Consider the following 21,963-nt stretch of genomic DNA (forward strand, 5'->3'; position numbering starts at 1 on the left):
CGAAGGACCTGTTAAATACGCTTTAAAGTGTTTCGACAAGCTCAACATGACAACGTCTGAGGCGAAATCGCCTTTATGATACAACATCATGACGATCGCGTTAGGGAAATGAATCCAAAAATTGATCACAATGTGTAAATATAATCGAACTAAGGTTATTAGTTGCTGAACTTATAAAAAGGAATAACCTCAACCCATTTCTGCCCTGGTGAAGTGCCGTTAACGCCCTTCTGATAGTTATTCATTAATTTATTCCATTCAGCACAGCGGGGACTAAAAGATTCAGACAACTGGCTCATTTTATTTAGATCGGCACCTTTTGGAAAGGTAACCCGCATCACAATAAGGTCGTTAAAACGGTATAGGCTAATGCTTTTAAATCCAGCTTTTTTAAATCCCCCCTCTACCTCCGGCCATATATTCTTGTGGTATTTCAAATATTCCTGCAGTTTTTTTTGATTATCAACCGTGTTCACCACAAATACTTTTTCGGCATATTCAACCTCTTTACCTTCATGACCCGGATAAGAGCAGCCTAAAAAGGCACATCCAAAAATTACGTATATAAGCAGAAGGAATACATTTTTCATTTTGATTTAGTTGAAAAGTAAATAAATAAAAATCATGATCACCGCCAGGCAGAGCCACCTTAACCATATTGGTTTTGAGCTGTCGGCTACCTGAGTTTTAGTTTCGAGAAGTGATGGCTGCACCTGTACCACCGGTGGTTTTGTAATTAATGTTAACACTACAATGGCAACACTTAACGCCATAAATATATAAAATGATAATAGCAAAAAATGTGGCCAATAGCCTTTGTATGGATAATTTAATACGTGACAGGTACCTAGCACTAAACAGAGGAAACCTCCGCCATAAAGCACCGTTTCTACTGAAATGCTGTTTACACGCTTCCAGATGATTCCGGCCAGAAAAACTACTGCCAATGGTGGCGAAAGGATGGAAACAAGGCCCTGGCTTAATTCGAAAAAGTTTTTGCCCGAATAAGAAAAAAGCATTGCAATACCAACCCCGGCAATTGCAGCCACAATGGTAATCCATTTGCCCATTTTTATCTGTTGTTTCTGAGTAAGTGGTTTAAACTGCGGAACAACATCCAAAGTAAAAACGGTACAGAAGGCATTTAAACTCGAAGATACCGTATCTATCAAGGCTGCAATCAATGCGGCAATGCTTAAGCCGAGCAGACCATGCGGCATCAGCCTTTTAATCATGGTAATATAAGCCGTATCAGGCTGTGCCGTATCTTTAAATAAAACATAACACATTACACCTGGAAGTATAAATATGATTGGCATTATTATTTTAAGCGTGCCAATAAACAAAGCTCCGTATTGTCCTTCTTTTAAATTTTTCGCGGCCAACATCTTTTGCACAATAGTCTGATCTGCACACCAATAGTAAATTGCAACAACCGGATAACCTAAAACAATCGACACCCATGAGTATTCCGGGTGTGATGCCGGCAGAAAAAGTTTCCAATAAGATTCTGGTGTCTGGTTAACCAAAGCATCTATGCTTCCAATTTTCTGAAAGCCCAAAAAGGTAAGTACGATAGAGGATATAATAATAATGATAGATTGAAAAATACCTGTACGTACCACAGCCTTCAAACCACCAATAGCGGTAAAACTTGTTGCCACAAATGCAATTATGATAATTGCGGTAAATAACGAACAATCAAACACCCCTGAAATGAGCAGGCCTCCGGCATAAAGGGCGCTTCCAAGCCATACCACCAATATCGAAATCAGGCTGTAGATGACCAGAAAATTATAAGACCGGTTACCGAAACGGATCTTTAAAAACTGTGGGATAGTTGATATTTTGGCTTTAAGGTAATAGGGCAGAAAAACCATGGATAATAACATTAAAAATATCCAGGCCAATAATTCGAAATTACTGCCCACAATGCCATGTGAAAAACCAATGCCAGCAAAACCGATCAACATCATCGGGCCGGCATTTGCACTAAACATAGAAAAGCCGATCTGCCACCATTTCAGGCTTCGTCCTCCTAAAAAAATATCCTCATCATTTTTTTCCTTTTTACTAAAACGGAAGCCAACAAAGAACAAGACAAGGGCGTAAAGGCCCAAAATTAAATAATCTATATAGTTGAATGATAAACTCACTTCTGGTTCTTTTTTTACATGGATACTACGGGGGCATATTTCGGAACATCTTGTTGTTCCCATAACTGCTCCCGGATGATCTTATTTTCTTTTTTACAATATTCCCAATCAATCCTTACGGGCAGTCCTTCTATTTCAGGGAGAAAAAATCTGCCGTTCTTCCATTGCGGTTTAACCAGAAAATATTTTTCCAGTCCGTACATAATAGCATACAGGTATTCGATCATGGCATTGTTGTTCGCGGTGGTCATTAAGAAGGTTGAATACAGCGAATATCCTCCTGAAGAAAACTGTAGTTTTTCCGTTTCGCAAAGATCTCTTATTTCTAACCATTCTTTAATACCTCCCAACTGCGTGGGAACAGGCTGCAAATGTTTCACTCCGCTATTTACCAGTGTCCTGAAAATTTTCGAGGTTCTTTCTGATTCCCCATAAGCTATGGTAAGAGCGGTTTTACCACAGAGCAACTCAATCTGATCGTAAGCGGCCGAATGGATCGGTTCTTCCAGCCAATGAATATTTTCTTCTCCAACAGCATCGATAAATGTAAATACCTGGCCACAAGACCAAATCTGATTGGCATCTACAGCAAGCTTAATTTTAGGCCCAAGGAGGTTTTTTACAAATTTTACCCGTTCTATATCTTCATTCAACTTCTTCCCAAAATCCTTTCCCACCTTCATTTTGTAACAATCAACCCCCGCATCTATAAATAGGCCAGCTTCTGTTTCTAATTCTTTCAGGCTATAATTTGTTCCGCCACCGCTTCCATACATTTTCACATCGCTGCGAAGAGCTCCTATGTATTGATGTAAGGGAACTTTTTTGCGTCTGGCAGCTAAATCGTACAATGCCATATCAATTTGGCCGAGTAAGGCCGAGGCGGCTCCCTTAAATCCTTCATTCCGGATAGACCAGTATAATTTTGGATAGAATTCCTGATAAGGCATACCTTTACTATGGAATAATATGGGAAACAGGCATGTCTCCAGTATATTGGTATAGCTGTTGTATATGGGCGCCTCTCCAATATTTCCGTCTGCATCCTCAATGGTAATAATGGATATCGAATAGTGCGGGAAGGGGCCCATAGTAGCATCCTGAAACGGAGTTATGGCCTTAACCTTTTCTAAAACCCTTATCCGAATCTTTTTTATATCAAAAATCTCGTTGTCTATATTATACATCTATCGTTGATTTAGCGTTTTAAGTACCTCAGCATATACTTCTGGAGACAATCGACCTTTCTCTATTGCCTTAATTGTATCTGTTAACTGTTTTTTATCTGTTGCGCCCATAACCACTTTAAACTCCCCATCAATTGTAAAAAGAAATCGGTGGGCCAATTCATGGAGCGGCATATGGTACTTCTCGGCAATTGTATTTATCTTTTTAGCCTGTGCTACACTATCCAAATCAAGCCAATACGGTGAAGAGGCTGTAAATTCAGAAAATTTAGCCCCGAGCAGCCCCATATTCAAAGGGCTTGCCGCATAATATGCCTTATTGTTTTGGGCGCAAAAAGGAATGATCGTATCCAAAGCTTCAATTTTGCAGGCATTAAGCTGGTTAAAGCCCATAATTACCTCGAAGAGATCTGATTGAAGATAGGGTTCTAGCCATTGCGGCGGATTTCCACCTAAGCCAATTTTTTTTGCATAACCCATATGCTTAAAGTATTCCAATTGCTTTAAAACTTCTTCTATATCGGACTGAATAATAGCATCTGGATCATGAAGAAAAAGAATATCGATAGTAGGGATTCCAAGTGTTTCTAAGCTATTTTCTACACTTCTCAACATCCCTTCAGGGCTAAAATCATAGTCACCATCGTCAACAGCATAACATTTCTTACGCCCAACTTTGGTGCTGATCTGTGGGCGCTTACCTTCCCATAGGCGGAGCACCTGCCCCAATATATCTTCAGCATCGCCATATGCCGGTGCCGTATCTATGGCTTGAATGCCTTGTTCGAGTGCTGAAAAAATGGTTACAGCCGATTCCTCAGGTCGAATCTTCCCCCAGATCCCGCCCAAGGCAGCAGTTCCCAAAATTACATTGTCTATTACTGAGCCTGTCATTATTTAATTTATTGACGATAATATGTTACCTATAAAACTGTAATGCCGTTTGAAGGGCTAATTTTTACCTGAATGGTTTCGCCTGCTTTAACCTTAACTTTAGGCCAGCCTAAAAATGCGGTATAGCCCATCGGCTTTAATTTCTCTTTTTCTGTTTCTGCCATAACCGATACATCGGCGTCATATTGGGTAGAATTTTGGAGCTTTAAAATCATCCCGGAACCATCACCAGACAGGAGCTGGGCATTAACATGATCAAAAACGTACAATTTCTTCGTATCCACATTCAGATAAATTCCCGGTATTTCGAGGGCCATCAGCATACCATTTGTTTCGGTCCAGGAATTACGTGTTTGTATAAAGTTACCAATACTACCCTTTCCTTCCGCATCGCTCAATTGAATCCTTTCCATGGAAGAACCGATCAGGTAATTGGTTGTGATATGTCCGGGCATATTTATTGCCTCGGCGTGGGCATGCTGAATATCCCTGATCAGGTCGGCATACAGCACATTTCCTGTTGCCCTGAATAACTTGAAGATATAATCGCCAGAGGCTGTACAGATGCCTGGGGCTGCATGTTTGTTTTGAATACTTGCCCAAATGGCACCAGCCATATTACTCTTTAAACCTCCTATCGCACTTTTTGGTGGAAAAACCGGATCGTAAGAAAATACCCATGATGCTCCTAGTGCCGCCTGAACCTCTGCCCGGTCCAACCATTCCTTTTGTCCGGTATAATAGTACAGGGCCATTAATGATTCTAAAAACCCAAATGTAGATTCAGCATCTGCATCCTGTGATATGTCGCCGCAATGACCACCGGTTAATCCCTGTTTTTCTATATCTCTTTTGTAATAAAATTTTGCAGCATTGGCGGCAACCTCCATCCATTCTTTTTCCTTAAAATAATCGGAGGCCATAGCTAAACCTGCAGGCACGATTGCTCCTCCAGTTGAATTATATACAGCAATTTCTCCGGTTTCGGGAACAATGTACTGCCCAAATTCACCATCCTTTTTCCAGGTACGGACAAAAGCAGCAGCCAGCTTTCTTGCGGCGTTTTCCCATTCAGGCTTAATGCTGGTGCCATAACCCTGTGCCTTTAACAATAACAAGTGTTTGGTTAGCCAGAGCAGTGCATCTGCATTCTTTCGCACCATAGCTTGTACAGGTTTAAAGTTTGGCGACATTTTTTCAGGGATAAGCTCACCTGTTGCCTTGATCCCTCCAAAAAAGTATCCGCTTTTCCCCTGGAGTTTAGTTACCACAAAATCCAGTTCGGCCATCACTCTTTCGCGTTCCTTTTTATCATTCAAAGCCAGCATGGGATAGGTATTCATCATTCCGCTCACCCAACCCAGCTGAAAATTTTTATTATTTTCTGGCAGATAATAAGAGCCCGCTTCTACCTGCACAAAATTGCCCTTGCATATATTGGTAGCCATTTCAAAAGTTTTGCTCATGGGCAATAAATTGCGCGGATGATTTAAGCCTGAAAGGCTTTTACGCACTTTCATAAATTTCTTTAAGAGTGCCGGGATATTTTCGGCATTAAATACATACACCCTGAACTTCAGTTCCACTTCATCGCCTTGTTTCCAGTCTGGAGCAAGATCTCCGCTTAGATGAAAATCGCCAAATCCCGCGGCCATTTTGCGCATAGCAGGAGCAGAAACGCTGAACGAGCAGCTATCTTTTTTTGCAGTTTCACTAATCGTTAAGCCGTTGGCACCCAATTTTGTCAACTGCTCGGTAAGCACAATAAAACCTTTCTTCTCTAAAGTTGAATAAAAACACATGGCTGGAGTAGCCACATTACCACTCTGTAGCTCAATAAGTGATGCTTTTCCATCTTCAATAGAAAGCCTTGGATTATTGGAAATGGTAAGCGGTACCTTGGGGTTGTAATACATATCCTTTGGATAATCTGGATTATAACCATTACCAATTGATCTATATCGGTTGCCATTGTATACCGCAGCCGGAACAAGTACATAATTTTTCGGGTTCCACTTGCTAAAATCGAATGAAACAGCAACCGCGGTAGATTTTGCTAAACCGCTATTCAAGCGGAAGGTGGCAACCGTTTCTATAACATCCCGTTGCTTGGGAGAGCTTGTTGTTTTTAACTGTAAAACCCAGCTGCCTGTTTTAGTTTGAAGGAGATTTTTATGAAAAATATGTTCGCTTAATAAATCAGTCCCATTAAATTCTTTCACTGATACTTTTAAAGAACCATTTAAATTCTTCAACAATTGATTAACCGGTTGTTGAGCAATAGAAGGAATACTAAGGCTTAGCGTTAACAAACCGATCGACCATACTTTTAAGTTCTTCATGCTCATAATTAATTTCGTCCCTGTAAAGGTTCAATTTTGGCCAAATCTAAACTACCCTTAACTTAACTAATACCTATGTTTTTTTCGCAACGGCCTATTAAAAGCAAACGCTCAAAACTGTGCTACCAAAAACATCAATCTTTAAACAATTGATCATGATGGCAGCACAGTTCTTCGGCTTTAAATAAAAAAGTAAATCTTCTTAAGTGTTAAAGTCTACATCGTTATTGGATAAAAAATCCTTTTACTGTTGCAGTTCTACAAATCTGATGGTTTGTAATAATTGCCCGTTTTGATAGGAAGCATATTTTGCGCAATCATTGCCAGGTACACATTTCCCGTTGCCACAACTGCCCCCCTGTTATCTGAAGTTGGATAAGTCATGCTTGAATCGTGGGAGAAGCCAACCATATGGCCAATTTCGTGTATTGATTCGTAACAGATATTTCTGGTCGTATATTTTTGCAACAAGTACTCGGCCAAACCAAAAGTGCTACCGCCTCCGAGGCCCGAAACGTTCACCACAACGCCACAATTCATTGTAGAGATATTGAGGATATTGTTAAAAGCCTGTTGTTTCTGCTCAGTTGTCATTAAAACTTTATTATTATCCGTAATTGGCTCAGCCAAAAATACTTTCTGGGTTGTGTCCGCTTGGAGCATATAAGCCAAGTTAATCAGCAAACCAGTGAACCTCCTTACGTCTTTTGCATTAATGTTCTCCTTCCAGTTATTCGTGGGGTCGTCATTAACATCAAAATCTTCGAACTTAATTTTCCATTTCAGTTTAGCCAGCGATTTAAGCTTTTTGATCAGTTCTGTATCTCCTGTGAAATCAAAGGATACCTTTTCGGCTGGAATACCTGTAGTTTTATATTGTGCTAAATCTACTTCCTGTCCTTCAACATTCAAAAATTTGGTACTCCCTTCTATAAAAGAATATTTAATCTCCTTGATAGCATGTGCCCTGATCTTTCCGATCTTGAAAAGCCTGATCGGTTTTGCCTGTCCTTCTACAGTCATCAATATAGTGGCATCAGTAATATCAACCGGCGCAAAATTAGCCACCTCTATTGTGGTTGCATTTATGGCTTTCACGCGCAAAACTTTGCCAATTTCATACCGCCTTGCTTCTGAGGTAAGCTGTGCCATAGATTCTCCGTCTGTAAACATCAAACCGGAATTGCTATCGCTGTCAAAATTATATACGGTAGTTGTGGTTGCTGGCGTGGGAACTTCAGGCTCTGTTTTGCTCTTCTTGCAGCTAACAAATAAAATAATCAAAAATGGAAGAATAAGTTTTTTCATGGGTAGGGTTTTTAGGTTAAATGTTAATCATTAGGCTAAATTTTTGTTAAAAATATTTCACCACGATAAAGATTCAATGATATCAAAAACTAAACTACCTCAAATTTAACTAATACCTATGCTTTTTTGATCGTGGAGGCTGGACGCTATAAACCTAACGGGATATTCTATCTGAACAGGCTACTCTTTAGGTTCCTGATGAAATGGCCGGGACATCGCATCACTATCAGGAAATAGATTTGACAAAAATCATAGACAAAGTTACTGGTATCAAAAAAACAGTAGTATTGGTGAAGATAACAGTAGTTAAACCAAAAGACCAATGCTATTTTGGCGTCATAATCAAACGGGCACATTATAAATAAGAGCAGAACATAATCTTAGGTTACGGGATAACAAAAGAAAGATCTTTGTATTCCATAATGAATCATTAGCATACGTACAAAATAAGCCAGCACTTTAGCTCATTTATTCTTTTAAAATCATCATCTATCTGGTACTTTCGCAACCCCTATACGTCTTTAATCGACCAAGTTTTAAATATTGAGCCATTGAAAGAAAAATTATCTGAATTATTAGGGTATCTGACCATCCCTTTGTTTATCGACAAGACCGCAAATGAGTAAAGTATTTTTCTTCGTTTTCTTCCAGTTCCCTATCGCTTAAGATAATGAAATTATATGATGACATTATTTTAATTGAGCTTTTAAAATGCGGTAATATGTCCGCATTCGACGAGCTCTATTGCAGATATTGGGAAATGTTATATGATATTGCTTATAAAAAACTAAAAGACCAAGAAGACGCCAAAGATATCGTTCATGATATTTTCTTACAGCTTTGGAATAACCGGACTTCGCTAAATATTTACAGTTCATTTTCAGGTTTTCTGTTTATCACCTTAAAAAACAAAATCATCGATAAACAGCGGTTAACCGCAAACCGGTTAAATAGGATTAATGAAATTGCCAAGGCATCAACGGTATACCAGGACACTGTTTATGATCAGGTGTATTACAACGAGCTCAATAGTTTTTTAAACGAGCAGGTAGATCAGCTACCAGAAAAAATGAAAGAAATTTACCGTTTGAGCCGCGAAGAAAATCTCTCTATTGAGGAAATTTCAGGGCGCTTATCAATTTCTTCGCAAACGGTTAAAAATCAACTAAGTACAGCACTTAAGCGCCTGCGCCAAAAAATAAGCCAGCACCTTTGTTCATTTCTATTTTAAAAAAATTAAACATACCTCTGGTACTTTGTAAACATCAGTTCGTCTTTAGGCTATCATCTTAAAAAATTATGCCGTTGAAAGAAGAATTTTACAAAAGATTTAAAATATCTGAGCACCCGTCGTCCATCGATAATGAGCAAGAACGCGAAGAGATCAGGCACGAGATTTATCAACGGTTACAACAAAGCATTGATAGGCAGGAAGCGAGCGACAGGAAACATACCATCAGGCTATGGGCGGTTAGATATAAAGCTGCAGCTATTTTAGTGGGTGTATGTACGCTTTTATTCGTCGGTTACAACTATTACGCCAAAGAGAATGGAAAAACCGAATACATCACCGTACAGGCACAGAAAGGACAGGTTTTAGAGGTTTTACTTCCCGATCATAGTACAGTAACGCTTAATGCGGCCAGTACTATCCGATATCCTGCTAAATTCATCAACAGCCGCAATGTTTATCTGGAAGAAGGGGAAGCATATTTTGATGTTGCGCACGATGCATCCAAACCATTTGTTGTACATACAGGAGGCATTAGCACCAAAGTATTGGGAACGGCGTTCAATATCAAATCGTATAAAGAACTGCCAAACATTACCGTAACGGTAACCAGGGGAAAGGTACAGGTAAACGAAAGCTCAAAGGCACTAAACACGCTTAGGCCCGATGAACAGTTAACTTTTAACCGAAGCACCCATAAGGCTATCACACAGAAAGTAAAATCGGCCAATACCGTTACCTGGACGCATGGCGATTTTAATCTGGATGGTGTTTATTTCAAAGAAATAATGCTGGCCATAGAAAACCGGTTCAGCATAAAGGCAATTTACGATCCCAAAGTATTCAGCAACTGCGAGAACAGTATCAGGTTTACCAAAAAACAAAGCTTAACGGATGTACTGCAGGTTTTAAAAACCATCCAACCTATCCATTATACAATTAAAAAGGACTCGGTGTTTATCTCCGGAAAACCTTGCTATTAAAGAGAAATCAACCCCTAAATAATTATAATACATGAAGCAAAAATTACAAACACTAACGCGGAGGCTAGCAAAACTAGGGATAGTTGCGCTATTGTCCACCGTTTCACTGGGCAGCTGGGCGCTTAACAAGTTCCAGGATATCCGTACCGTTAAGGTAACCATCAGTTTTAATGGAGAAACACTCGAAAAAGCATTCGGACGGTTAAGCAATATTTCAAAAATGCCGTTTAATTACAACCACAACGAGCTCCGCAAAATTTCTACAAAACAATTAAATTTTAAAAACGAAGCACTTCCAGCCGTTTTAAATGCCATTTTAAACGGAACCCAGTTTCAGTATAAAGAAGGAGAATCGGGTGTTATTATTTTTAAAACCAACGAAAAGTCAGATCTGCGCATCAATAGCGCCGCTAATGCTCCAGATCCAATTACCATAAAAGGTATAGTAGCCGATAATAACGGACCAATTCCGGGTGTATCGGTAATTCTAAAAAGTACCGGTAAAGGAACCAGTACTGCCGCCGATGGCTCTTTTAGCATTAAAGCAGAAAAAGGAGAAACATTGGTATTCTCTACTTTGGGCTACAAAACTAAAGAAGTTACCGTAACCGATCAAACCAACCTTAATGTACTATTAGAAATTTCGGTAAACAACCTCGACGAGGTGGTAGTTGTTGGTTATGGGCAGCAAAAGAAAATTAATTTAACCGGGGCAATTGGTACCGTTTCTGCAAAAGATTTGGAAAATAGGCCCGTTACCAGTGTTACCAACGCCATCCAGGGCAAGGTTGCAGGGGTAAGTATTACCACCGGCAATGGACAACCAGGTAGGGATGGGGGTACAATCAGAATTAGGGGTATTGGATCCGGATTGGGATCAGGTGGCGCGAGCGCCGGTCCTGCTATTATTGTAGACGGCGTACCAGGCGCTATGGGGGATGTAAACCCGAATGATATTGAAAGTATTTCAGTACTTAAAGACGCTGCTTCTGCGGCTATTTATGGCGCCAGGGCTTCGAATGGTGTAATTTTAATTACCACCAAAAAAGGAAAACAAGGCAGCTTGCAAATGCGTTACGATATGTATGCCGGGCCACAGCAGGTTACCAAAACACCAGATTTTTTACCGGCATGGCAACAGGCACAGTTATATAACGAGGCGAGGGTGAACGAAGGTGCCGCTCCCAGATGGACTGATAACGATATACAGCTGTTTAAAGATGGTAGCGATAAAACAGGTGCGCATCCAGATACTGATTGGTCATCGTTAATATTTTCGGAAACAGGATGGCAACAAAACCATAACGTGAGTATTAATGGTGGCGATGAAAAATCAAAATACATGGTTTCGCTGGGCTATTTTGATCAAAAAGGAAATGTAAAGAAAACAAGATATCAGAAATACAATGCCTTATTTAACGTTAGTTCGCAGTTAACTGAAAAATTAGGCTTAAGTGCAAAATTAGGCTTCTTATATGCTCCTTTTTCTGAGCCGGTAAGTACTTACGCCACAAGTTTTTCGCAAATTATCCGCATGGCAAACCGTATTTCTAATACTGTACCTGCCAGATGGGAAAATGGAGCTTTAGGTTATGTATCTGATGGTAGTCCCCTGGCCTGGTTAGAGTCTCCATCAAGCAACCAATGGCAGAATTATACCGTTACCGGTAACGTAGCGGGAGATTGGGCTCCATTAAAAGGTCTACACTTCAAACCTTCTTTTGGTTATAGATTAGGCTTAGGTCAGCAGCAGCAGTATGTTTCAGAAATACAGTATTATAAAGGTGGCCCAGCGGGTACGCCGTTAGCGCCAACCAAGCTTGAAGGGCCAAACAATTTAACCAATGCTACCGATAGGACAACCTATACGCTTGTGCAGGCCGTGGCAGATTACGAAAAAAATATTGACAAACATAACTTCAAAATTTTGGTTGGAGCTTCACAAGAGCATTCCATATATAACACTTTTTCTGCCCAGCGCCAGAATTTCCTGAACAATGAGCTAACCCAGATCAATGCAGCGCCGGCTCTTGGCCAGTCTACATCAGGATATGCCAATGATTGGGCGCTGCAATCTGCATTTGCCAGATTTAACTATAATTTTAACGAAAAATACCTGCTAGAAGGTAATTTCCGTTTTGATGGATCTTCGCGTTTTGCCGAAGGTCACAGATGGGGTAAATTTCCGGCAGTTTCTGCAGGTTGGGTAATATCAAAAGAAGATTTTTTTGCTGGTGCACTAAATACGGTAAATTCATTAAAATTACGTGGTTCATGGGGCAAGCTGGGTAACCAGCAGATTGCCAATAACTATGCCTATTTCGAATCTATTGCGGGCGGACAAACCTACTCGTTTAATCAGGTACTGGTAACCGGCCTATCACCAAATGCGGGTGCAAACCCTCTGTTACAATGGGAAAAAACCCAATCAATGGGTGCTGGTATCGATGCTACATTCTTAAATAACAAGCTGGATATTTCAGTGGACTATTTCGAAAGAAAAACATCAAATCCGTTAATGCGGACCCAGGCTAGCGCTACCTATGCCTTTACCGCTCCATATGTAAATGTTGATGGTGAGATGACCAATAAAGGTATAGAGTTCAGTGCAGGGTACAAGGATAAAGCCGGAGAATTTAATTATAGCCTTAATGGTAATATTTCTTTTATTGAAAATAAAGTAACCAAGTTAACAGGAGGTAAAGTAATTAACGATAATACCTTCTATGATGTGGGTACCTCTTTTTATTCGCTGTATGGCTATGAGGCTTTAGGTATTTATAAAACGCAGGCCGATGTAACCGGAACAGCTGTATTAAACAATAAGGTGGCTGCAGGCGATATACAATATAAAGACCAGAATAACGATGGCAAAATAGATGCTAATGATAAAGTTGATTTGGGTAGTTTTTATCCAAAAATCAATTATGGCCTTACTTTCTCTTCCAGCTATAAAAGTTTCGAACTATCCTTATTCTTCCAGGGCGCTGCCGCTGTAAAAGCCATGGGCGGTAACCTTATCGGACAAGTTGGACCAGATGTGCAAAAACCTACAAGTGTATTTTTGGACAGATGGACACCAACCAATACCAATGCCGATTTCCCAAGGTTATGGTACAGCTATAAACAGAACGATCCGACTGGTACGCCTTCGTCTTTCTGGGTTAAAGATGCTTCTTACCTGCGCCTTAAAAACGTAACATTAGCCTATACGCTTCCAAAAAATGTGGTTAAAACATTAGGCTTAAACAATGTTAAAGTTTATTACAGCGGTCAAAACCTGTTAACCTTTACCAAATACTACAAATGGATAGATCCTGAACTAGGAGCAGCCAGTAGCTCAAGCACAGCATCCGGATCAGCAGGAAGCGTTTATAACTACCCACAAGTATTGGTAAATACATTTGGCCTTAATGTAACATTTTAAAAAACAAACAGATGAAAAAGAAATTAATCTATATACTTCTCTCTACAGCTGTAATTACGGGCTGTAAGAAAGACATACTAAATACCAAACCATTAGATCAATACAGCAATAGTACCTTATGGGCATCAAAAGCGGATGCCAATGCGGCACTAACCGGATGTTATAGCGGCTGGGAATCGGGCGATAATGTAATATACGACGATTGTATATCTGACAACGGCATTGACCAGTTTCCATGGGAAGGTTATGAAACCTTTGCCTCAGGACTGGCTACCGCTACTGACCCAGGGGTAAACAAATACTCTTATACAACTATTCAACGATGTAACTGGTTTTTGGATAATGTGGATAAAGTTCCCTCGGCATCACTCGACAATACGTTAAAAACCAGAATGAAAAGTGAAGCCAGGTTTTTAAGGGCTTATAAATATGCCATCTTAAGCCAGGTTTATGGCGATGTCCCATTTCCACTGCACAACCTTTCGACCGATGAGGCCAATAAGCTGCAACGTACACCGAAAGCTCAGGTTGTTGATTTTATTCTTCAGGAACTCGCCAGTATTGCACCTTCATTGCCTGTTAGTTATTCGGGCAGTGATATAGGCCGCATTACACGTGGTGCAGCACTCGCTCTGAAAGCAAGGACAGAGCTGTTCAATGCAAAATATACCGATTGTATTGCCACAGCCCAGCAGCTGATGACTGCACCCTTCAATTATACACTGTTTCCTGATTACGAAGGATTGTTTCGTCCACAGAATAGCAATAACGCAGAGGTAATCTTAGATGTACAGTATCTACAGAACGACAATGCTGAGTGGGTACTTGGCGCTGCACTTCCCAATTCTTCTGGTGGATGGAGCTCAATGGCACCAACACAGGCACTGGTAGATGCATACGAAACCACAAACGGAAAAACGATCCAGCAAGACGGCACATATAATGCAGTTCAACCTTATACAAACAGAGATCCACGTTTAGATGCAACTGTTATCCGCCCAGGATTATCGTATATGGGTTCTTACTTCGATCCTATAAGTGCATCTTCTAGCGATCTTGTGGGTAACAACAATGCCTCTCCAACCGGATATAACTTTAAAAAGTACCTTGCTAATATTGACGATTATAACAATACCGCCTATGGAACTGATGTGTGGAATACCGGAGGAAGTATTATTGTTATCCGCTACGCAGAAATTTTACTGACCTATGCAGAGGCAAAAATTGAAGCCAACCAGATTGATGCTTCGGTTTATAATGCCATTAACCTGGTAAGGCAACGCCCTACGGTAAATATGCCTGCGGTAACTTCAGCGATGTATCCTGACCAGACTTCATTACGGGCACTTATCCGCCGCGAAAGAAGGGCCGAACTGGCAGGCGAAGGTTTACGTTGGTATGATATACAACGTTGGAAAATTGGTGCAGATGTATTAAATGGAGATGTAAAGGGCTGTTTAAAGGGATCGGTAAACCCCGCCAACGGTGCCTTGACTTTAACCCCAAATTCAAATTTTGTAGCAGGATCGAGAACATTCGACCCTAAAAACTACCTGTGGCCTATTCCACAGAAAGAATTTGACATTAACCATTCATTGAAACAGAATCCAGGATACTAAAAGCCGTTAATCAATGGCTTATATTTTATAAATTAGTGATAAAGGGGTAATTTATTTACCCCTTTATCTTTATATCCTAACCAAAAAGCCGATACATTTATAAGGGCAGCATCTTTTAGCCCATAAATTTTAAATGATGAAAAAAATAACCCTGATTTTACATTTCGCATTTTTATTATATTCTTCACATCTGTTGGCACAATCTCCTGCAAAACCTATATGGACAGCGGATAACGGCAACGGAACCTATAAAAACCCTATACTTTGGGGTGATTGGCCCGATCCTGACCTGATTAGGGTTGATGACGAATTCTATTTCGTATCTACCAGCATGCACTACGTACCGGGATGTCCGGTATTAAAATCTAAAGATCTGGTGAACTGGGAAATGGCCGGTTATGCCCTTGAGCGTTATGATGAAGATCCACGGTATGACCTGAAAGGCGGCGACAGGTATTTAAGGGGTTCGTGGGCAGCTACGATCAGACACCGAAACGGTCTTTTTTATGTCGGCTTCTGCACACCCAATTGGGGCAAGGAAAAGGGTAATTTTTCGATGTGTACCGCAAAAGATATCAAAGGTCCATGGACGAGAACAATCTTTCCTGAATACCTGTATGATCCAGGTTTGTTTTTCGATGATGACGGCAAAGTGTATGTTGCGCATGGACAGCAGAAACTCTACATTACAGAATTAAATGCCGATGCTTTATCGGTAAAAACCCCTCAAAAGGAAATTTATAATAATCCCCAATACCCTTATCTGGAAGGCTCCCACATGTACAAATTTAAGGGAAAGTATTATATCCTGGGATCTACCGGCGGCACAAAAGGCCGACAGGTTTGCCTGAGATCAGACAATATCTATGGCCCTTACGAATCTAAAGTAGTCATTAATGACGATCATACCTATCCTGGTAACGGACTGCATCAGGGTGGAATGGTCCAGCTCAAAGATGGTTCGTGGTGGTTTATCATTATGCAGGACCGTGGCCCTATCGGGCGTACACCCAACCTGGAGCCTGTTAACTGGGTAGATGGCTGGCCTATGCTCGGCAAAGACGGCAAAGGTGTTTTGGTATATCAGAAACCTGATGTCAAAAAAAAATATCCGGTTACTACGGTTGCAGCATCAGATGAGTTCAGTTCCGCTACACTGGGGCTACAATGGCAATGGAACCATAATCCTGACAACAAAAAATGGTCGCTGAAAGAAAGAAAGGGTTATTTACGCCTGCGCGCCACCGAAGCATCAGCGCTGACCACAGCCCGTAACACGCTCACCCAAAGGGTGCAGGGCCCCCTATCAGCGGGAACGGTTGAAATGGATGTTTCCCAGTTAAAAGATGGAAATATTGCCGGTTTCGGCATCTTTCAATCGCCTTATGCCTATATCGCTGTTAGAAAGGACGGGAATCAAAAAACACTTATCATGGTGAACAATGGAAAAGTAATAGATAGCATTAAAAACTTTAGCCAGAACAAACTCTGGATAAGGGCAAACTTAACACATATCGATTTTACAGCAACATTTTCATATAGCACAGACGGTCAAAAATTTATTTCTTTCGGCAATCAGCTAAAGATGGCCCTTGGATATGACTGGACAGCAAACCGCTTTGCGCTGCTTACTTACAGTACAAAAAAGGAAGAAGGTGGCTATGCCGATTTTAACTGGTTCCATTTTAAAGGAGAGAACCAGCCTTATGCGAAAAACAATGAGGGTGATTAAAAAACGGTCAATAAAACTTTGGTTCAGTCGTTGCAGGAAGTCTTATCATTATAAAAATGAAAATTAACATTAAAATATCCGTTTCCATTATAGTTCTAATCTGTTTTTGCTATACCTCCGCGCAGGCTCGGGTTCATTCTGATCCTCGTAAAAACCATCGATCTGATCACCAAACGGTGTCTTATAATGGTAGTTCCTTAAAAATAAACGACAAAGAGATCTTTATATATAGCGCTGCATTCCATTATTTCAGGTGCCCAAAAGCATTGTGGAAAGACCGGTTTCAAAAAATAAAGGCTGCCGGTTTTAACACCGTAGAAACCTATATACCATGGAACTGGCACGAACGGAACATGCCAAAAGATATTCAGGATCAGTCACAGTTTGATTTTTCAGACCTGCAGGAGTGGCTGCATATGGCGCAGAGAGAATTTGGCCTTTACACGATTGTGCGCCCCGGACCCTTCATTTGTGCGGAATGGGCCGGCGGGGGATATCCAAGGTGGCTGGCCAAATTCCGTCCTAATATAGATGGATTTTGGTTAAGGAGTAATGATACTGAGCATGTAAAATGGTGTATGCATTGGTATCAGGCAGTAGGTAAGATCATCGCAAAAGAGCAAATTACCCGAAAAACTGATCAAGAAAAAGGCATTATCATGGTCCAGATCGAAAATGAATACGATTCCCATGAAACCACTAACAAAAAAGCTTTTTTACAGTCTTTATATCAAGGGGTAAAAAACGCAGGTGTTAAGGTACCCATTTTTAGCTGCCTTACCTCCGAGTGCCGGGGAAGCAAAGATAGCGTGCTTTCAAATGTTTTTGATTGTGACAACTACTATGTGGATTTAAACGATGCCATTAGCTGCGCTAAACGGATGGAAGATCTAAAACATAGACAGCCCAACGCGCCGGGCTTCGTTACTGAACTGCAGGGCGGATGGTTTTCTACTGTGACTGGCAGGCTGAGCGAAGAGCATGAATCAAACGATAAACATTTTTATGCGGTGGGCATGATGTCGATTTTGGGAGGCGCCACCGGATTGAATTATTATATGATCTATGGTGGCACAAATTTCGCTGGCTGGGGGGCAAGGGGGCAAACAACCAGTTATGATTACAATGCGGCAATCAAAGAAGATGGCAGCTTATCAAAAAAATATTATGCGGCCCAAAATATTGGTGATTTCATCAAAAAATATCAACAGCAGCTCATCCATTCTAAAGGTGGCGTCTGCACATTTGAAAAAGCCCCAGCTGAATTAGTTGGGGGAATGCGCATTGCCCAGGATGGGACCAGGTTTGTTTTTCTGCACAATAGCACTGCAAAAAAACAGATTCATGGAACAGCCTTAATCAAACCAGGGGCAAATGCATCGGCCTCGGCGCCTATTTACAATGTAAACCAAAACGAAGAAAAAGTTTTAATCAAAGTAAATACCGTTAAAAAAAGTGATTTAGCTGCCGAACCAGCGTTTGAAATCGTCTATGATTTAGATTCCTTGGAAACAAAAGTATTGGTCATTCCACCCGGAGTCATTGCCAAGCAGGGTATTTGGTGGGGTTTACAAAACAACAAAAAGGAAGCAAAAGAAACCAAAACCAGTCTATCAATTAAAGCGGTGAAGGTGCACAATGAAGATTTCAAAGCCAAATGGCAGTCACTTTCCTCAAACCGCTCCTTGCCGGAATTAGGCGTTAACGATTGCCGCTATGTACTCTACCGTGCAAATGACAAACTAACCCAAAAACAGGCAGACCAGTTTTCTAAATTAATGTTCAATACATTTTCCAGAGACATTTTAAACCTGCAGGTAAACGGCAAAATAGCGCCGCGCTTATACCCTACTGATAAATATGCAGCCAGTGTGAGCAGAAATGTAAACAAATCTTTCCAAAGAATAAAAGAGAACGACTACGATAATATCTTCAATGTTGCAGGCTTGTTGCATCCGGGAGAAAATGAGCTTATCGTGGTATATGAAAATATTGGCCATGAGCACGGTTATTATCCAATGGAAGAGTTGTGTGGTATACGCAATGCTGGTTATAGCGATACAGTTAACAATATACAAAAGGCCATTAGTTGGCAGATAGCTACCGATTTAGCTGGCATTAAAAATCATTTTATTTCACCCGGTTATAATGACCGTTCCTGGGAAGAGATAAAATTAGATACCACATTTAAAGTTGCCCGAAAAGGAAATAACATACAACCAAAAGGAAAACAAAATGCTTTATTTACCTGGTACAGAACTGAATTTGAACTTTCTAAATCCCTTAACAGGGAGGCTTTGTCCCGTTTATTGATCAATGCCTCTGGCAATGGCTTTATTTACCTTAACGGGCACAATATAGGCCGTTATTGGGAGGCTGGTCCGCAACGTGAATTTTATTTACCAGAGTGCTGGCTCCATCTTGGAAAAAACAAAAAAAATGTGATCACCCTGGGCTTACAACAAACCATCAACGGGGCGGAAATCAGGGGAATGACCATTTCACAATATTAAAAAAGATTTATGAACAATATAAAAGGCAAAGTACAGACCCTATTCCTGTCCACTGTTTTATTGGTGGCATCCTTAGCCACCCTGGGACAACAGACTGCTCCAAAGCTTAAACCTGCCAGCAAAAATGCTGATATCCCCTTCCCCAAAAAGACGGAAATTTACCATCAGGGCTGGGTAGACTTTAATAAAAATAACAAAAAAGACCTGTATGAAGATCCGTCCCAACCGATACAAAAACGGATCACCAATTTACTTTCTCAAATGACATTGGAAGAAAAATCGTGTCAATTAGCCACCTATTATGGCCATGGAAAGGTATTAACCGACAGCCTGCCAACAGGAAAATGGACCAGCATGATCTTTAAGGATGGTATTGCAAATATTGATGAACATATTAATAATACCCCAAGGATAAAAGAAAACGAAACTCCTTTTAATAATGCGGTGGCCATTAACGAAACACAGCGTTTTTTCGTTGAATATACCCGTTTGGGTATTCCGGTTGATTTCACAAATGAAGGCATTAGGGGCCTAACCGCAAGACATGCCACAAGTTTCCCCTCGATGAATGCATTAGGCTGTACCTGGGATAAGGAGCTCGGTTTTGAAATGGGTAGAGTAGAGGGTAAAGAAGCACGGGTATTGGGGTATACGAATGTTTATGCACCAATTTTGGATGTAACAAGAGATCAGCGCTGGGGAAGATGGGAAGGTTCCCTGGGTGAAGACCCTTACCTGGTGGCACGTATGGGCGTAGCTATGGCGAAGGGAATCCAATCAGAACATGTCGTATCTACGCCTAAACATTATGTTGGCTACGGCGATACCAAAGCCGCCCGCCAGTGGGATTCCCGTACCGATCCACATATTACGCCATCTGAAATGTATTATATTCATGAATATCCCTTTCGAAAAGTTTTCAAAGAGGCCGGTTCACTTGGGGTTATGAGTTCTTACAACGATTACAATGGGATTCCAATGGCTGGAAATTATTATTATCTTACTACCAAACTCCGAAAAGAAATGGGCTTTAAGGGTTATGTGGTCTCAGATAGTTATTCAATTGAACGGCTTTCGGATATCCATCATGTAGCCGCTGATCACAAAGAAGCCTGTTTAATGGCGCTGAAAGCCGGACTAAATGTAAGAACAGACTTCAATGACCCAACTGAATACATTCAAAACGTCAGGGCTTTAGTTAAAGAGGGAAAGATTCCTATCCAGCGGATTAATGAGCTTGTAGAAAATGTGCTGTATGTAAAGTTTTGGCTGGGCCTGTTCGATAACCCTTATACCGGCCAGCCCGAGGCAGCACAAAAAACGATTTCAAGCGAAGAACACCTCAAAGCTGCCTTAAGAGCGTCCAGAGAATGCTTGGTATTGTTGAAGAATCAAAACGATTTGCTCCCTTTAAAAGGGAATTTCCAAAAAATTGCAGTTATTGGCCCAAATGCCAACAAAAACAACTACGTGCCGACACATTATGGGCCTATGGACTTTGCTGCATTTACCAGCGTATACGATGGCTTGAAAAATGTTTACAAGGGCGAGAATGTCGTGATTAACTATGCAAAAGGAATCGAGCTGGTTAATAAAGGGTGGCCTGAAAGCGAACTGATTCCCGATACCCTGACTACCGATGAAAACACATCTATTAAAGAAGCTGTTGAGCTGGCTTTGAAATCCGATGTAACGGTACTGGTGCTGGGCGATGGAACAAGTACATCTGGTGAAAGCCGTACACGGAGCAGTTTGGATTTACCCGGACACCAAGAGAGGCTGCTAGAGGCGCTGCAAAAAACAGGTAAACCGATCGTTCTGGTATTAATCTGGGGACGACCAGCCTCCATCAACTATGCCCAAAAATACTGTCAAGCGATACTGAGCGCACCTTACCCTGGTGCGCAGGGTGGGCAGGCCATTGCCGAGGCATTAAAAGGCGAGTATAATCCGGGTGGTAAATTAAATGGAACCTGGGTGAAATCCGTAGGACAGCTTCCTTTCAACATTCCGGCAAAACCAAATGCCAATTGGGAGCCAATGAACAATTATTCAGTGGCCAACAAAGGGCTTTTATACTGTTTTGGGTATGGATTATCTTACACCAAGTTTGCCTATGACAGTCTTTCAGTTGATAGTATTGAGAGTAAAACCGGAAAGGTCAGTATCCGTTGTAAAATAACCAATACCGGTAATTTAGCCGGTGATGAAGTCGTACAGTTATACATCAATGATGTGGTGAGTTCTACCACAACCTACGAGAAACAATTGCGTGGCTTCGAACGTATCCCGCTGTTAGCTAAAGAATCGAAATGGGTAACGTTCCAAATAGTTCCCGATGATCTGACGCTGATCAATGTCGACAATAAAGTAGTATTGGAACCTGGGGAATTTAAGGCAATGATAGGTGCATCTTATGATGATATCCGGTTACAAAAAAGCTTTTTTGTAAGCGGAAACTCACCAAAAAAACAGGTACCGGTGAAGAAAACCCCAATTAAGAAATCAAAAATGATGCGCGATACCGATGAGGTAAAATGATCCGATTACCACTACAAAACGATAAAAAAG

General features: G+C 40.9%; 13 protein-coding genes. 7 read left to right on the forward strand and 6 right to left on the reverse strand.

The window, feature by feature from the left end; genetic code table 11:
- Positions 1–158: 158 nt before the first annotated feature.
- The 6 genes from AC1DNH_RS08945 to AC1DNH_RS08970 all read right to left on the reverse strand — a co-directional run bounded on the left by AC1DNH_RS08945 (position 159) and on the right by AC1DNH_RS08970 (position 7,887).
- Positions 159–590 (reverse strand): L-rhamnose mutarotase, encoded by a 432-nt coding sequence (locus AC1DNH_RS08945; protein WP_477582665.1) that lies wholly within the window; start codon positions 588–590, stop codon positions 159–161.
- A gap of 6 nt (positions 591–596) precedes the next feature.
- Positions 597–2,156, reverse strand: coding sequence for a sodium:solute symporter family transporter (locus tag AC1DNH_RS08950; protein WP_477625320.1), 1,560 nt, complete (start codon positions 2,154–2,156; stop codon positions 597–599).
- 14 nt (positions 2,157–2,170) lie between these two features.
- On the reverse strand, positions 2,171–3,343 hold the full coding sequence (locus tag AC1DNH_RS08955; protein ID WP_477582669.1) for an enolase C-terminal domain-like protein: 1,173 nt from the start codon (positions 3,341–3,343) through the stop codon (positions 2,171–2,173).
- A complete protein-coding gene (locus AC1DNH_RS08960) occupies positions 3,344–4,237 on the reverse strand; it encodes an aldo/keto reductase (RefSeq protein ID WP_477607931.1) in 894 nt (297 codons plus the stop codon).
- 29 nt (positions 4,238–4,266) lie between these two features.
- Entirely contained in the window at positions 4,267–6,579 is a 2,313-nt protein-coding gene (locus AC1DNH_RS08965; protein ID WP_477607933.1) for a hypothetical protein, read from the reverse strand.
- A gap of 258 nt (positions 6,580–6,837) precedes the next feature.
- Positions 6,838–7,887, reverse strand: a complete 1,050-nt coding sequence (locus AC1DNH_RS08970) for a hypothetical protein (RefSeq protein WP_477585644.1) — start codon at positions 7,885–7,887, stop codon at positions 6,838–6,840.
- 670 nt (positions 7,888–8,557) lie between these two features.
- Here AC1DNH_RS08970 and AC1DNH_RS08975 point away from each other — a divergent pair.
- The 7 genes from AC1DNH_RS08975 to AC1DNH_RS09005 all read left to right on the forward strand — a co-directional run bounded on the left by AC1DNH_RS08975 (position 8,558) and on the right by AC1DNH_RS09005 (position 21,933).
- Positions 8,558–9,118 carry an RNA polymerase sigma factor gene (locus AC1DNH_RS08975; RefSeq protein ID WP_477607935.1) on the forward strand — a complete coding sequence of 187 codons (561 nt, stop codon included), beginning with the start codon at positions 8,558–8,560 and terminating at the stop codon, positions 9,116–9,118.
- 68 nt (positions 9,119–9,186) lie between these two features.
- Complete coding sequence (locus AC1DNH_RS08980) at positions 9,187–10,101, forward strand: FecR family protein (RefSeq protein ID WP_477625321.1); 915 nt, start codon at positions 9,187–9,189, stop codon at positions 10,099–10,101.
- Between the two features lie 31 nt (positions 10,102–10,132).
- Positions 10,133–13,528 (forward strand): TonB-dependent receptor, encoded by a 3,396-nt coding sequence (locus AC1DNH_RS08985; protein ID WP_477581119.1) that lies wholly within the window; start codon positions 10,133–10,135, stop codon positions 13,526–13,528.
- 11 nt (positions 13,529–13,539) lie between these two features.
- Entirely contained in the window at positions 13,540–15,147 is a 1,608-nt protein-coding gene (locus AC1DNH_RS08990; protein WP_477581121.1) for a RagB/SusD family nutrient uptake outer membrane protein, read from the forward strand.
- A 136-nt stretch (positions 15,148–15,283) separates the two neighbouring features.
- On the forward strand, positions 15,284–16,879 hold the full coding sequence (locus AC1DNH_RS08995; protein ID WP_477581123.1) for a glycoside hydrolase family 43 protein: 1,596 nt from the start codon (positions 15,284–15,286) through the stop codon (positions 16,877–16,879).
- Positions 16,880–16,935: 56 nt separating this feature from the next.
- Entirely contained in the window at positions 16,936–19,392 is a 2,457-nt protein-coding gene (locus AC1DNH_RS09000) for a glycoside hydrolase family 35 protein (RefSeq protein WP_477625322.1), read from the forward strand.
- 9 nt (positions 19,393–19,401) lie between these two features.
- Positions 19,402–21,933 (forward strand): glycoside hydrolase family 3 N-terminal domain-containing protein, encoded by a 2,532-nt coding sequence (locus AC1DNH_RS09005; protein WP_477610281.1) that lies wholly within the window; start codon positions 19,402–19,404, stop codon positions 21,931–21,933.
- Positions 21,934–21,963 lie beyond the last annotated feature (30 nt).

The sequence above is a fragment of the Pedobacter sp. 01N310 genome (genome assembly GCF_056399805.1).